Below are 14,983 nucleotides of genomic sequence, written 5' to 3'. Positions count from 1 at the left end.
GATCTAATTAGTTAATATTGCGCTCTTTTAATTTACGGGTCAATGTATTGCGTCCCCAACCAATTTTAACGGCGGCTTCTTGTTTGTGACCAGCACAGTTAGCCAACGCCGTTTTTATTAAGCGAGTTTCTAGCTGCGCTTGAATATTTGGCCAAATATTTTCTTTACCTTGCTTTAGCTCCTGATTAAGCCACTGCTGGAATGAATCAAGCCAGTCACCTTCTTGTTGAGCTTCATCAATCTCTAAAATCTCAGGGGGTAAGTCTTGTTCACTGATCAGTTCACCTGGGGCCATGACAGTAAGCCAGCGGCAGGTGTTTTCGAGTTGACGAACATTACCTGGCCAGTTAAATAGGCGTAGTAAATCCGTGGCTTTAGAGCTGAGTACTTTACTTTCAACTTGTAAATCTTTTGCGCTTTTATGCAAAAAGTGTTGTGCTAACCGTTCAATATCTTCGGTGCGCTCACGCAGAGCAGGCAAACGTAGCCTTACCACGTTTAAGCGGTGGAATAAGTCGTCCCTAAATTTCCCTTGTTTGACCAAGTCTTCTAAATTTTGGTGGGTTGCAGCAATGATCCGCACATCGACCTTAATACTTTGATGACCACCAACACGGTAAAACTCGCCATCTGCCAATACGCGTAATAGCCGGGTTTGTACATCAAGCGGCATATCACCAATTTCATCTAAAAATAATGTACCGCCATTAGCTTGTTCAAAACGGCCTTTACGTACACTATCAGCGCCAGTAAAGGCGCCTTTTTCATGGCCGAACAATTCTGACTCAACTAACTCTTTAGGGATAGCTGCCATATTGAGGGCAATAAACTGGTTGTCTTTACGTGGGCTGTGATTGTGCAAGGCACTGGCTACCAATTCTTTACCGGTACCAGATTCACCATTGATCAACACACTCATGCTCGACGCTGAGAGTTTACCAATGGCACGAAACACTTCTTGCATGGCGGGTGCTTCACCAATGATATGAGCACTTTTTGGTGGTGCTTGTTTACGCTTGGTTTTTTTCGTTGAATTAGCACGACACGCACTCTCAACTAAAGACACCGCTTCATTTAAATCAAACGGTTTGGCGAGGTACTCAAATGCACCTTTTTGAAAGGCGTTAACTGCAGAGTCTAAATCAGAATGCGCAGTCATAATGATCACGGGAAGCCCTGGGTTTTGCTCCGCAATAAGTTCTAGTAGAGCCATCCCATCCATACCTGGCATTCTAACATCTGATACCAGCACGGTGGGCTGACTAAACTTTAATGCACTGAGCACATCTTGGGCATTAGCAAAACTTTCAACATTGAAACCTGCGCGTGCAAGTGCTTTTTCAAGCACAAAGCGAATCGATGCATCATCATCAACAAGCCAAACTGTTTTCATGCGAACTCCAAAAACCGATTAATCCACAAAAGGCAGATATATATTAAATTCTGTATGACCCGGCCAACTATCGCATTCGATATGGCCATTATGTTGATCGATCAAGGTTTGTGCAATCGAAAGGCCAAGTCCTGAACCACCTTCTTTATTAGTGATCATTGGGTAAAACAAGGTCTCTTTGATGCTAGGATCGATACCGGGTCCGTCATCTGATATTTGGATCAGCAAAGCTTTTTTAGGGGCTTTACCCGGGCGACGTTGTTGATGATTTATTCGCGTTTTAATTTTTATCACGCCACCACCAATTAACGCTTGTTGTGCATTACGAACAATATTAAGTACCACTTGCTGAATTTTACCTTGGTCAATAAATACATCTGGAATACTTGGATCATAATCTTTCTCCAAACTAATATTGGCGCAATTATCTAAAGTACTTAACTTAATTACAGACTCTAAGGTTTGATGAATATTACCGTATGATTTTTGTGGTAATTGATTCGGTCCTAACAATCTGTCAACCAGCTCCCTTAAGCGGTCGGCTTGCTCAATGATCAGTTCTGCACATTCATCCCGTTCATGCTGATCAACCTCATACTGCAATAATTGCGCCGCTCCGCGAATTCCGCCTAAAGGATTTTTAATTTCATGGGCAAGTCCCCTTATTAAGTTACGGGCCGCTTGATATTGATGCATTTGATTTGAAGCTTGGTCGTGACGAATTTCGTCGTCAGTTTGGCGGCATTCAAATAGGATGTAATACTCGTCTTGTAGTTTAACTCGGCGCGAACTGATCGCTAACTTAGCATGGCGAGAATCGATGAACACCACGTCAGCTCTATGCTGGTGGCAATCTACACCATCCATTAAAGAGTATTGCGCAATGCGTTTTAAGTCAATCGAATGGTAGTTAAACAGACTATCGAAGGGTTGGTTTAGAATACGCTTAGAGCCTAATCCTAAGAGCTCACTGGCACTATTATTAGCATAAATAAGCGTGAATTTTTGGTCCAGTAAGATCACTGCAGTTGAGAGATTTTGCCAAATGCTGGTGAGTAATTCAGGGTTAAAACTTTTATTATTGGGCATGGTTGCACCACTTTAGTGCGTTGATGATAGTTAGCAGCTTAGCACATAATTATTAAGCAAATTATTGTCTTTGTAATAAAGCTGAGTTATTTACAAAGATGAAGCTCTATGCATATAAAATGTACTTATGGGGCTAACAGAAACTACCGAGCCTTGCGGATCAAATAGCTTTACTTGTAAGGTGTGTTCGCCGCGATTTACATCACGAAGGGCAAAAGTACTGGTATTACTGGGTTCCGCAAATACTGCGCCATCAACGAGTAGCTGAATTTTAAAACCATTTTCAAAGCGCGGTGTGATCCGGCTCGTTACATACACGGAACCGCTATTCTCACGCACAGTGTCTTGGTCAGCAGGTGAAGAAATCGCTACTTTATAGCTCTTTGCAGCAACCGGTTGTTGCTCATCTAAGATACTCGTATCAATGGTTGGCATAGATAAAGTTTGGCTGGTGAGCTTTACCTCAGTCGCACCGACTTTAGGTGTATCAGAAAATACTAAAACGCCATTCTTGTCTTTCCAAGAATAAATTTTCTTATCACCACAGTAACTATAAAAGCTGGTTAAAATCAGCATTACTAGTAATAAAAGCGTTGTTTTCACTCTGTCACCTTGCATTTTTTGCACTAATAAAACTCTAGTAGAAAATGAGGACATTTGCCATAAAAAAAGCCCGTTGAACGGGCTTTTCGAGAACACATTAATTACCTACAACGAGGTAACTTTAACTACAGGTGATTAACAGCTGTAGTACATTTCGAACTCAACTGGATGAGTTGTCATGTTAAGCTTTTCAACTTCTTTAGATTTAAGTGCAATGTAAGCATCAATTAAATCGTTAGTGAATACACCACCTTGATTTAAGAACTCACGGTCTGCATCTAGTGCAGCTAGGGCTTCACCTAATGAAGATGCAACTGTTGGAATCTCTGCTGCTTCTTCTGCCGGTAAGTCGTATAAATCTTTATCCATTGCATCGCCAGGGTGGATCTTGTTTTTGATACCGTCAAGGCCAGCCATAAGCATTGCAGAGAATGCAAGGTATGGGTTAGCTGTTGGATCAGGGAAGCGTACTTCGATACGACGACCTTTTGCAGACGGAACCACTGGGATACGGATAGAAGCTGAACGGTTACGTGCAGAATATGCAAGCATAACTGGCGCTTCAAAGCCCGGTACTAAACGCTTATAAGAGTTAGTTGACGCATTTGCGAAAGCGTTGATTGCTTTAGCGTGCTTGATGATACCACCAATGTAGTAAAGCGCTTCTTCAGAAAGACCGCCGTACTTGTCACCTGCGAATAAGTTAACACCGTCTTTAGCTAAAGACTGGTGACAGTGCATACCTGAACCGTTATCACCAACAACAGGCTTAGGCATGAAGGTTGCAGTTTTACCATATAAGTGAGCCATGTTATGAATAACATATTTCATTTCTTGGATTTCATCTGCCTTTAATACCATAGTATTGAAGCGAGTAGCGATTTCGTTTTGACCTGCAGTTGCCACTTCGTGGTGGTGTGCTTCAACAACTTGACCTAGCTCTTCAAGAACTAAACACGTCGCTGAACGCCAATCTTGGAAATCATCAACTGGAGCAACTGGGAAATAACCGCCTTTAACACCTGGACGATGGCCAGTGTTACCGCCTTCATATTCTTTATCTGAGTTCCAAGCAGCTTGCTTAGAATCAATTTTATACATAGAACCTGACATGTCAGTTTTGTATTTAATGTCATCAAATACGAAAAACTCTGGCTCAGGGCCAAATAAAACGGTGTCAGCGATACCTGTAGAACGCATATATTCTTCAGCGCGCTTAGCAACTGAACGTGGGTCACGCTCATAACCTTGTAGTGTGCTAGGCTCAACCACGTCACAACGTAAGATTAAAGTAGCTTCTTCTGTAAAAGGGTCTAACTTAGCTGATTCAGCAACTGGTAGAAGTACCATGTCTGATTCGTTAATGCCTTTCCAACCAGCAATTGAAGAACCATCGAACATTTTGCCGTCTTCAAAGAAGTCTTCATCTACTTGATGATGAGGAATAGAAACATGTTGTTCTTTACCTTTTGTGTCAGTAAAGCGTAAATCAACGAACTTAACGTCATTTTCTTTAATAAAATCTAAAACCGATTGTGACATGTGTCCTCCAACTGTTGGGTTTTATTATTGCTGCATAATTGCTTTTGCTTCTAGTAAGCGGCTTCCATGCCACATTTGTAATTCATTGTTTTTAATGGTTAAAAAATAACAGTGTTTGCTTCACTTATATGTTTTTGCACCAATATGGACATGTTTTGAGTTATTTTGGTGCATTGCTAATGTGGAACGCTATTCACTATTGATTAGTACATTTAATAGGCACTGCTATTTAGTTAACTTATCCATCAAATACTGCCAAATTATGACAACAATAGCTAGGAATGAGCTAAATAGTGCTAAATTAAAAAATTAAGTTAATGAAAATGTCATATATAAAACAGATACTTATTAGAACTATAAAGAAAGTTGTGAAATATATATTGGATAAACTTTCATCCATCTCATTAATAAGGGATAATATGCGCCCTTTTAAATCCTATGCTGGGACATCTCGTGAAAACGCAGGTGAGTGCGTAGATCTTGCAGGATCAATGAGAATTAATTTCTCTGAGTAAAAATATGAGCATCGAAAAGTTAAGAAATATAGCGATTATCGCGCACGTTGACCATGGTAAAACAACACTGGTTGACAAACTACTTGAGCAATCAGGTACATTAGAAACACGCGGCGGTAACGAAGAGCGTGTGATGGACTCAAACGACATTGAGAAAGAACGTGGTATTACCATTTTGGCGAAAAACACCGCTATCTCATGGAATGACTACCATATCAATATCGTAGATACCCCTGGACACGCCGACTTCGGTGGTGAAGTTGAACGCGTACTTTCGATGGCTGACTCAGTATTATTACTTGTTGATGCTCAAGAAGGTCCAATGCCACAAACGCGTTTCGTAACGCAAAAGGCATTCGCGCAAGGCTTAAAGCCAATTGTCGTGATCAACAAAATTGATAAGCCAGGTGCACGTCCTGATTGGGTTATGGATCAAATCTTTGATTTATTCGACAATCTAGGTGCAACCGATGAACAACTAGACTTTAAAGTAATCTATGCGTCAGCTATCAACGGTTGGGCAACACTAGATTTAGACGAGCCATCAGACAACATGGAACCTATGTTCAAGATGATCGTTGATGAAGTATCACCACCGGATGCAGATCCTGAAGGTGCTTTCCAAATGCAGATCTCTCAACTTGATTACAACTCTTATGTTGGTGTAATCGGTGTTGGTCGTATCAAACGTGGTTCTGTATCTCCTAACCAACAAGTGACTATTATTAGTGCTGATGGCACTAAGCGTAATGGTAAAATTGGTTCAGTACAAAGTTACTTAGGTTTAGAGCGTGTTGAAACAGACAAGGCTTATGCTGGTAATATCGTTACAGTAACGGGTATTGGCGAGCTTAAGATTTCTGATACTGTTTGTTGTCCTAACAACGTTGAAGCATTACCACCATTAAGTGTTGATGAGCCGACAGTAACAATGACGTTCTCTGTTAATAACTCTCCTTTCTGTGGTAAAGAAGGTAAGTTTGTAACATCACGTAATATTCGTGAGCGTTTAGACAAAGAATTAGTTCACAACGTAGCACTTCGTGTTCAAGATACTGATAACCCAGATAGCTTCCGCGTATCGGGTCGTGGTGAATTACACTTAGGTATCTTAATCGAGAACATGCGTCGTGAAGGTTACGAGTTAGCAGTATCTCGTCCAGAAGTAATCTTACGTACTGTTGATGGTGTGTTAGAAGAACCGTATGAAACACTAACAATTGACTGTCAAGAAGAGCACCAAGGTTCTATCATGGAGCAAATTGGTCTTCGTAAAGGTGAGCTTACTGATATGGCACCAGATGGTAAAGGCCGTATGCGTATGGACTTTATGATCCCAAGTCGTGGTTTAATCGGTTTCCAAACTGAATTCATGACCTTAACGTCAGGTTCTGGTTTACTTTACCACACGTTCGATCACTACGGTCCGCACAAAGGTGGCGAGCTAGGTGTTCGTAAGAACGGCGTAATGATTGCAAACGCAACAGGTAAAGCTCTTACTAACGCATTGTTTAACTTACAAGAGCGCGGCCGTTTATTCATCGGTCACGGTGTTGAAGTTTACGAAGGTATGGTTATCGGTATTCATAGCCGTGATAACGACCTTACAGTTAATGCGCTTAAAGGTAAGCAACTAACAAACGTTCGTGCATCTGGAACTGATGAAGCACAAACATTAACACCTGCACTTAACTATACACTTGAGCAAGCGCTTGAGTTTATTGCTGATGACGAGTTAGTAGAAGTAACACCGCTAAATATCCGTATTCGTAAGCGTCACTTAACTGAAAGTGAGCGTAAACGTGCGGGTCGTGCAGCAAAATAAAGCGTAATCTTTTTAGATAAACGCATTGAAAAGCCGCGGTATTGCAAAATACAGCGGCTTTTTTGTGGGTGAAAACAAAAGAGCTGTAAGCTATAAGCGGTCAGCGGTCAGCGGTCAGCGGTCAGCTGTCAGATTAGAACCGGTGCAATGGGTTCGATACTGTTAGACAGTTTTTTTAATGGTGGACCCATAAATGGTATTTAGTTATTGTAAAAGCTATATTTAATACGAGTGAGTGAGCTAGTGTGAATACTGAAAATGAAGTTAAGGCAAAACTAGAGATAGAACATATTGCCGAGCTGCAAAAGTATAAAGATGAATTTGAAAAACTAGGCAAAAATGATTGGGGCTTGAAAGATCTTATATCAATTTTTTTACCATTTGTTTTGTTGTCAATCGCTAATAGCTTCTATGATATTGAAACTGAATTATTTCAAATTATATGTTTTATTTTTATGGTTTCTGCCATGGTGCAGGGCATGATTAGGGATCAAACTAAGAAAACAAATCGCAGGATTGATTTGCTTGTTAAAATTATTAAGTATGACCAAAAAGGCGGCTAAAATTAGCTCTGAATCAGGGCGTAGTGTTTCTTTATCTAAGCATAAACGTGTTTGAGAATTAAATAATCGATAATGCAAAGCCCCTGCTTTAGTTAAAAGGGTATTTTTTCGTTGGGCTTCGCTGCGCTCAACCCAACCTTGTCTCTTTCTTCACTTTTTCGGTAGTAAGGTGATTTTACCAAACACATCGGCATCGATATAGCCTAGGTTGCGGCTGCCGTTAACTGGCTGTACTTCGTGTGAGCCCATGAAATGCTCACGAGTTTCACTGCCGTCGTTATCGCAGTAGGCTAGCATAAAGCCGATTACTTGTTTTGCCGTTAATTTAAGTGGGGTGTTTTTAGCACCTTCTTGATAATCATTTGGGTAGAGCTTAATGGCCACTTCCCAAGTAATGTTATAAGGCGCGGTGGTGTTGCGTTGCCAGCGGCTAACTAAATGATCTGTATATAAATGGGGTTTTTTATCAGGCCCAAAATCGGCGGCTTGGTTATCAAGGCCAATGTGATAGGCAAACGCAGTATGATTAAATTGATGGTTACCACCCGATGCGTCGCTATCGATGAATACTTCGAGAGCATCATCGTCCCAGTATTTATCGGTGGGATCTGGGTGTGTATCAATGAGTACATCATCAACAATATCGGCTTGTAAATAGAGGGTGTTTTCATCCCACAGTAGGCGATAGCGGCCTTTAAAATCGCTATCGGAGTCAGGCTGTGTACCATCCATTAAATGTGGCATGTCGTGCCAAGTAGCTTTATCCCATGCATTTTCTGCGACACCATCAATAATTATGGGGGTTGTTGTATGTTCTACATCAATTGCTATGGCGGCATTACTCATTAATAGGCTTAAAGTCAACGCGACTATTTTCATGGTATTCTCAAATTTTTACTTTGTTTATTGCTTAATAGTGACTGAAACAAAAATTGAAAACAACAGACATCATTTTCCAATATTAAATTGCCGAGAAAATAGGTCGTCGCTGAATACAATTTTTTACACTGCTTAGCGTAATTAACAGGTAAAGTGATAGCACGATCAGAGTTCATGCATATTAAAGGAATAATTTTGGCTAAAGTATTTTTATTGATTATGGTTGTTTTGTTATCTGGTTGCACTTCATCGCAAGTAATGAGCTCGGGGTGTGATTTTGTTGCTGGCAGTGTGCAAAGTCAGCAAAGGCAAGTACAGAACCACTCGCTTGATAGTTCAGATACAAACCAAGCAGCGAATATAATTAATGGCGTTTTTAGTATGATACTTGGGCCAATAAGCCGCTCACTCGGCGATGATGAGTGCAAAGCCGAGGAGCCATCGTCGGAATACCCAAGTATCCCTTTATAACGCGATACTTTCCCCTTCATTTAGAATATAAAGTGGTATCTGCGAGTCCATTTCAGTGTACATATGCAACAAGCGTAGCAGTGCCGAGTGGCTGCTGTGATCGCCCATCTTCCAACTTGAATTGCCATAGCCCCAAGGTATCATAACGTTGCAGTTAAGCTCTTGTGCACCCATTAGGGCGTCTTCTGGCGTAGTGTGTACATAGCGATACCATTTACCGTTTTCTTCATGATAATAAGACGCTATCGGCATTAAGCAAATATCAATGTCGCCATATTTTTGTTGAATATCGCTAAAGTGCTGTGAGTAGCCAGTGTCGCCAGCAAAGAATAATGTTTTACCATTTTGCTCAAGCAACCAGCCGTTCCATAAGTCTTTGTCGTTATCTTCGTAAATAAATGGCACTAACACTCGGCTACTAAAATGATGTGCAGGCAGGGCATGAATCGTTAAATCGTCAATGTTAGTTTTTGCATACCAAGCCATTTCACTAATGTTAAACCCACCAGTTGGGAAGTTATCAGCCATGCCAAGTGGCGTTAAATAGCGTGGCTGATTGCCAATTTCCTCAATGTCGGCTTTATTGAAATGATCGTAGTGAATATGAGAATACATGACGGCGTCCAGATTTTTAAGTTCACTGTCAGTAAGCCAGTCGCCAGGTTTGCGATAGAACCCAGAGGCAAGACGAAAGGCTAAGTCGACTGGGGAGTCAAATTGCTCTTTTACAGGATCAAATACGACTTGTTGACCATTGGGGGTTTTGATCATAAATCCGGCATGGCCGAGCCAGCGAACAGTGAAACCAGTATTAAGCTGTGGGTTTTCTTGTTGGCCTTGATATTGACAGTTTTCAGTTTCTGTTTCACAGATTAAGCTGGCATTTTTTGGGTAGCAATCATTCTCACAACTAACTGGGTAAGTTTTTTCGCCAGGGTAGAGGTTGTGATAGCGACCCGCTCGTTCACCATCTTGGTGCAGTGGCACAATAGTATCTGTACCGGCAATGATTTGTACATTATTCGCTGCGCTGCACGCGGTTAAGAGAGTTGAAGTGAAGATTAAAGAAAGAGTAGGTATTTTCATTATTAACTGTTTTTATTATTTGAATTAATAAAAGTGTACCAAAAATAGCGGATTAAAAAACACTTAAAAAGTAACAAAAAATAACAATAAAAAGCCTGCAAAATACAGGCTTAATGTATTCTTTGCTCGCCAACTCTGAGTTGGTTTACCCTGCTTTATTCATTTGCTCAATAAATTTATTTGAATCAGCAATCGACTTGTTCATGTCATCCATTAACACTTTGATATCGCGTTTAAGGTTAGTGAATTCACCTTGAATGGCCGATACAGCTTGTGCGTTAAGGTTATGCTTTAAATATAAGACATTGTCATGCAGTGATGACAGTACCGGTTCCATTTTACTTTCGGCATTACGCATTGAGCGTAACAGTTTGTCAAAATCACGTTTGGTTGCCGTGAGTTTTTTACTGCTTTCACGTTTAAGTGAGGCGTTGGTGTATTGCTCTAATTCGTCACCCCATTCTTCAAACAACGCTTCTGCGACATCTTCAACTTTGTTGATGTTGTTTGTCACGTCGCTCGCAGCTGCAAGGCTCGATTCGTAGTCATCGTTGAGTTGCTCATAAGCTGCTTGTAAATCACCACCATCAAAGTTTATTAGTGTAGTTAAGCGCTCTAAAGCAGATTGAAACTCTTCTTGTGATTCTTCTTGAGATTCTTTAGTTGCTTCAACACGGTCGACTAAAATATCGCGTTTGTGTACACCAACCGATTCCATGGCTGAGTAATATGCAGATTGGCAACCCGTTAAGGCAAGAGTTAAAGCGATAATTGGTGCGCCTAGCAAAGTAAGTTTTTTCATGGAGATCCCTTTTTAAATCCGTTATAGCTGTAAATTATGTGGTTGATTGCTATGATAATCAAAACAATTTTAGCAGAAAGTTAAATTTATGAATGAGAAAGTCGCGCATTATAAGCAACAAGCCATGTCATTTTTACGCCAGCAGCCTGGTTGGTGGATGCAGTATGTGAATCGTTGTATCGATGATCAAATAACTGTAAATGCGGGTTATTTAGCCTATGTGACGTTACTTTCGTTAGTGCCTTTAATCGCTGTAGGTGTGGCAATTTTCTCGGCTTTTCCGGGCTTTGAGGATACCCGAATAGCGATTGAAAACTTTTTGTTTGCTAATTTTATACCTACCTCATCAGATGTAATAAAAGAGCATATTACCTCTTTTGCTGGTAATGCGAATCAAATGACTGCTGTAGGTATTGGTTTTTTAGCTGCTGTTGCCCTGTTGCTTATCCGTAATGTTGATGCAACGTTAAACCGTATTTGGCGTATTAAAGCCAAGCGCCCGATGATGATTTCTTTCGCTGTTTACTGGATGGTATTGAGCTTGGGGCCGTTGTTATTGGGAGCCAGTATTGGTGTTACCTCGTATATCGTGTCTTTAGTGTCGTTTGCAGATCAAGGGATCCCTGGTTTTAGTGGCTTTTTACTAAAGCTTTTGCCGTATTTAATTTCCATGGCGGGCTTTATTTTGCTCTATACTCTAGTACCAAATACTCGGGTTTCATTTCGAGCTGCAATACCTGGAGCATTATTTGCGGCGTTATTATTTGAATTAACTAAGAAAGGCTTTGCGCTTTATATTAGTCATTTTCCATCGTATGAGGTGATTTACGGCGCAGTAGCAACGATCCCTATTTTGTTTGTATGGATTTATTTATCGTGGGTGGTTGTGTTGTTAGGGGCTGAATTTACGGTTTGTATTAGCCCTAAAGATATTGCCGATACCCCTGAGATTATTCTTGATGAAGAGGGCGATGCTAATTAACTAACTGCATCGCTCATAGGAGAGCAGCATTATGCAGTTATATCCGTCAATTACTCCATACCATGATTTTCATTTAAGCGTTGGTGATGGCCATCAGCTTCATATACAAGAATACGGTGAGCCTTGTGGCTTGCCGGTAGTAATTTGTCATGGCGGCCCTGGAGCGGGCTTACATGCGGATGATTGCCGTTTTTTTGATCCTACGCGTTATCGTATAATTTTGTATAGCCAACGTGGCTGCGGGCAATCTACTCCTCATTTAATTAATGCAAACACTACCGCAGAGCTTGTGGCAGATCTTGATTACTTACGTACTTATCTTGGGCTTGAAAAATGGGTGCTTAGCGGTGGCTCTTGGGGGGCAACCTTATGTTTACTGTATGCAATTGAGCATACACAGCATGTGCAGGGGCTTATTTTACGGGGTACATTTTTAGCTACTGCAGCCGATTTTGACTGGTTATATAGCCGTGCTGGCGGGGCTGCACACTTTTACCCTGAGTTGTATGCACGCTTTTCTCAAAATCTACCAGATGTGACGAGTATTCTTGCGTTTTATCAACAGCAATTAAATGATGATAATCAAATAAATGCTAATCACTTTGCTAAGTTATGGTGCCAGTGGGAAAGTGTACTGAGCCATGGAAAACAGCACCACCAATGGGGGTTGAGTTCACCGCAATTGGGCCTCAATATGGCGCGCTTGATGGTTCATTACTTTGCTGCACGGTGTTTTATTACTGATAACTTCATTAGCGAGCATTATAAAAAAATTAGTAAGGTTCCTGTTTGGTTTATACATGGCCGCCATGATTTAGTATGTCGATTTAATGCGGTGCAGCAATTAGCAGAGCAACTCAATGCACAGTTACTGATATTAGATGGTGTTGGGCATGGTGTTGATAATAATGTATATTTAGCGGCTGTACGGCGCGCAGCTGATCTAATGTGTATTAAATTATCGAGGCATAAATGCAAGGACTAATTCAGCGGGTTAAACACGCAAAAGTTGAAGTGGAAGGCCAAGTTATTGGTCAAATTGGGCAGGGGATCTTGCTATTATTGGGAGTTGAAAAACACGATGACAATAGCACTGCTGATAAGCTGCTACATAAGGTAAGTAACTACCGTATTTTTAGCGATGAAAGCGACAAAATGAACTTAAGCCTAAAAGATATTCAAGGTGAATTATTAGTGGTATCGCAATTTACCTTAGCAGCAGATACTAAAAAAGGCATGCGGCCAAGTTTTTCTTCTGCAGCAACCCCTACTCAAGCAAATGAGCTTTATGAGTATTTTGTTAGCCAAGCAAAAGCGGCTGGGGTGGTTGTTGCAACGGGGCAGTTTGCTGCGGATATGCAGGTGAGTTTATGCAATGATGGGCCTGTGACATTTAATTTAGCCGTGTAACGTACTCTGTTTAAATAAACGTTATTTTTTGATCATTACTATATGGTTTGCGTAACCTGGGATTTTCTCAATACTCGGAATTTTACCAAACGTGGTGATCAGTAAGTGTTCTAATTGTTTCAGTTGTGAATCATGTTGTGATAAAAAATTAATAAACAGGTAGCCGTTTTTAGCTAAGACACTACGTAATTTTTCATAAAAGCGATGTTTGTATAAAAACAGTGGCGCATCGAGTTGGCTAAACAAGTCAAGGATGATCCAACCATACTCTTGCCCTTGCTCAAGCACCGCTTCCGCATCAAAACAGCGCAAGTTTAAGGCATGGTCACCGCCAAAGAAACGTTTATAACAGTGAATGATATTGGGGTTTTTTTCTACCGACATCAGTTGGCAGTCAGGGTAAGTGTGTTGTAAGTAATTACGAATAGCCCCCCCGCCAAGTCCGAGTTCAAGCACTGATTTTGGTGCTGTAAGAGGTTGCCATAGTTGTGCTAAAAACTGTAGATGAGGGAACAGCAAGTGGCTCGGTCGGCTTTTTTCAACCACGGATTGTAAGGTTTCGTTGATCAATAGCCAACGTAATTGCTTATGTTGACGCACTTGAATGCAATCGGCGCCATATTTGTGCCAATAGAGTAGATGTCCGAGACGGTGACAATCTTCGATAAAGCTGTGCTTTACTGCCCCGTTGTCTTCAAAAAAATGTTCCATAGTTACATCAGCATAGCTGAGTCAATTTAAAGCGCCAGTCTGCATATCAATTTTTGTGATATACAGGTATTTTACTTTGCTCACCAAAGTCGTATTCCAAGTTTTTATCAGATGGAGTATGGTAGGTCGCAATAACAAATTACCGTATTCTGTTGATATTATTTTTAGCAGTAAGCGACAGCGTTTTATAGTACGGTATTAGCACAACAGGAGTGATTATGTTTCAGGTGACAACACCACAAAGTAGCGAAGATTGGCAAGCTTATTATCAATTACGTTGGCAAGTACTACGTGCGCCATGGAATGAGCCGCGTGGCTCGGAGCAGGACGATTTAGAGCAAGATGCTGAGCACCGCTTTATTAAAAATAAAGAAGGTGTTGTACTAGGTGTTGCACGGCTGCATTTTAATAATCAACAACAAGCCCAAGTACGTTATATGGCAGTTGCTGAAGGGAATCGTAACCAGCATATTGGTAGTCGTCTACTACATGAGCTTGAGAAAATAGCTTGGACCCAAGATGCCGATGAACTCGTTTTATTTGCTCGCGAGCGCGCGCTGGAGTTTTATAAGCGCCATGGTTATGAGCTTAAAGAAAAAGCGCATCTAGCTTATAACGATGTTCAACATTGGAAGATGGTGAAACAAAAACCGTCTGAGCCAGGTTGGTTCCGCCATCCTAATTGGACTCAAGTGCTACAGAATACGTGGCGCGAATCGATTCCAATTAGTGATGCGATGGGTATTAAAGTTGAAAGCTACACAGATTGGCAATTTACCACCAGTGCTGATCTTAATGCGAATTTAAACTTGCATAACACCATGTTTGCAGGCTCTATTTATAGTTTAGCGACGCTAACTGGCTGGGGGGCAACATACTTAGCACTTAAAGAAGCAGGCCTTGAAGGCAATATCGTATTGGCTGATGCAAATATTAAGTATTTAAAACCGCTGAATAATGAACCGCGTGGCAGTGTTGATTTAAGCGGCTGTAAAGGTAAATTAGCCGAGTTAGAGTCGGAAGGTAAGGCAAGCTATTTAGTGCCAGTAGAAATCTTTGATGGCAATGTGTTAGTCGCTGAATTTGAAGGTACGTTTAAAGTTATTAAGTGA

The 14,983-nt window shown here is 41.0% G+C and carries 15 protein-coding genes; 7 read left to right on the top strand and 8 right to left on the bottom strand.

Translation table 11 applies throughout. The annotated features are described in order from the left end of the window. Positions 1-7 precede the first annotated feature (7 nt). The 4 genes from ntrC to glnA form a co-directional block, all read right to left on the bottom strand. A complete protein-coding gene (gene ntrC / locus CWB85_RS12170) occupies positions 8-1,393 on the bottom strand; it encodes a nitrogen regulation protein NR(I) (RefSeq protein WP_016709068.1) in 1,386 nt (461 codons plus the stop codon). 18 nt (positions 1,394-1,411) lie between these two features. After that, the gene (glnL, locus tag CWB85_RS12165) at positions 1,412-2,482 is read right to left on the bottom strand and encodes a nitrogen regulation protein NR(II) (RefSeq protein ID WP_016709069.1); all 1,071 of its coding nucleotides are present in this window, start codon (positions 2,480-2,482) and stop codon (positions 1,412-1,414) included. Between the two features lie 90 nt (positions 2,483-2,572). Then, entirely contained in the window at positions 2,573-3,085 is a 513-nt protein-coding gene (locus tag CWB85_RS12160; protein WP_029216170.1) for a DUF4124 domain-containing protein, read from the bottom strand. Between the two features lie 135 nt (positions 3,086-3,220). Next, positions 3,221-4,627, bottom strand: a complete 1,407-nt coding sequence (gene glnA, locus CWB85_RS12155; RefSeq protein ID WP_016709071.1) for a glutamate--ammonia ligase — start codon at positions 4,625-4,627, stop codon at positions 3,221-3,223. Between the two features lie 519 nt (positions 4,628-5,146). On the opposite strand from glnA, the gene typA reads away from it, so the two are divergent. Both typA and CWB85_RS12145 read left to right on the top strand, forming a co-directional pair. Further along, positions 5,147-6,967 (top strand): translational GTPase TypA, encoded by a 1,821-nt coding sequence (gene typA / locus CWB85_RS12150; protein ID WP_016709072.1) that lies wholly within the window; start codon positions 5,147-5,149, stop codon positions 6,965-6,967. A gap of 245 nt (positions 6,968-7,212) precedes the next feature. After that, a complete protein-coding gene (locus CWB85_RS12145; protein ID WP_016709074.1) occupies positions 7,213-7,530 on the top strand; it encodes a hypothetical protein in 318 nt (105 codons plus the stop codon). A 150-nt stretch (positions 7,531-7,680) separates the two neighbouring features. Here CWB85_RS12145 and CWB85_RS12140 read toward each other — a convergent pair whose 3' ends face one another. Further along, entirely contained in the window at positions 7,681-8,409 is a 729-nt protein-coding gene (locus tag CWB85_RS12140; RefSeq protein WP_138555030.1) for a CBM9 family sugar-binding protein, read from the bottom strand. 195 nt (positions 8,410-8,604) lie between these two features. Between CWB85_RS12140 and CWB85_RS12135 the strand changes: the two genes are divergently transcribed. Beyond that, positions 8,605-8,880 carry a hypothetical protein gene (locus CWB85_RS12135; protein WP_016709076.1) on the top strand — a complete coding sequence of 92 codons (276 nt, stop codon included), beginning with the start codon at positions 8,605-8,607 and terminating at the stop codon, positions 8,878-8,880. Here CWB85_RS12135 and CWB85_RS12130 read toward each other — a convergent pair. Together CWB85_RS12130 and CWB85_RS12125 are read right to left on the bottom strand one after the other, a co-directional pair. After that, positions 8,875-9,966 (bottom strand): MBL fold metallo-hydrolase, encoded by a 1,092-nt coding sequence (locus CWB85_RS12130; RefSeq protein ID WP_138555029.1) that lies wholly within the window; start codon positions 9,964-9,966, stop codon positions 8,875-8,877. The two genes, CWB85_RS12135 and CWB85_RS12130, sit on opposite strands and share 6 nt — an antisense overlap. Before the next feature lie 145 nt (positions 9,967-10,111). Beyond that, positions 10,112-10,768: a DUF2959 domain-containing protein gene (locus CWB85_RS12125; protein WP_016709078.1), complete on the bottom strand. Its 657-nt coding sequence runs from the start codon at positions 10,766-10,768 to the stop codon at positions 10,112-10,114. 88 nt (positions 10,769-10,856) lie between these two features. Here CWB85_RS12125 and CWB85_RS12120 point away from each other — a divergent pair, with 88 nt between their 5' ends. The 3 genes from CWB85_RS12120 to dtd are packed head-to-tail and all read left to right on the top strand — an operon-like array spanning position 10,857 to position 13,160. Beyond that, positions 10,857-11,750, top strand: coding sequence for a virulence factor BrkB family protein (locus tag CWB85_RS12120; RefSeq protein ID WP_138555028.1), 894 nt, complete (start codon positions 10,857-10,859; stop codon positions 11,748-11,750). Between the two features lie 31 nt (positions 11,751-11,781). Further along, positions 11,782-12,735 carry an alpha/beta fold hydrolase gene (locus tag CWB85_RS12115; protein ID WP_016709080.1) on the top strand — a complete coding sequence of 318 codons (954 nt, stop codon included), beginning with the start codon at positions 11,782-11,784 and terminating at the stop codon, positions 12,733-12,735. Then, a complete protein-coding gene (dtd, locus tag CWB85_RS12110; protein ID WP_016709081.1) occupies positions 12,723-13,160 on the top strand; it encodes a D-aminoacyl-tRNA deacylase in 438 nt (145 codons plus the stop codon). The genes CWB85_RS12115 and dtd overlap by 13 nt, the downstream gene beginning before the upstream one ends. Positions 13,161-13,181: 21 nt before the next feature. Here dtd and CWB85_RS12105 read toward each other — a convergent pair whose 3' ends face one another. Then, positions 13,182-13,871 carry a spermidine synthase gene (locus CWB85_RS12105; protein WP_138555027.1) on the bottom strand — a complete coding sequence of 230 codons (690 nt, stop codon included), beginning with the start codon at positions 13,869-13,871 and terminating at the stop codon, positions 13,182-13,184. A gap of 218 nt (positions 13,872-14,089) precedes the next feature. Between CWB85_RS12105 and CWB85_RS12100 the strand changes: the two genes are divergently transcribed. Continuing rightward, complete coding sequence (locus CWB85_RS12100) at positions 14,090-14,983, top strand: bifunctional GNAT family N-acetyltransferase/hotdog fold thioesterase (protein WP_016709082.1); 894 nt, start codon at positions 14,090-14,092, stop codon at positions 14,981-14,983.

It is taken from the genome of Pseudoalteromonas sp. S1727, assembly GCF_005886375.1.
Taxonomy (GTDB): Bacteria; Pseudomonadota; Gammaproteobacteria; order Enterobacterales; family Alteromonadaceae; genus Pseudoalteromonas; species Pseudoalteromonas haloplanktis.
This window is presented reverse-complemented; position numbering and strand designations above follow the sequence as displayed.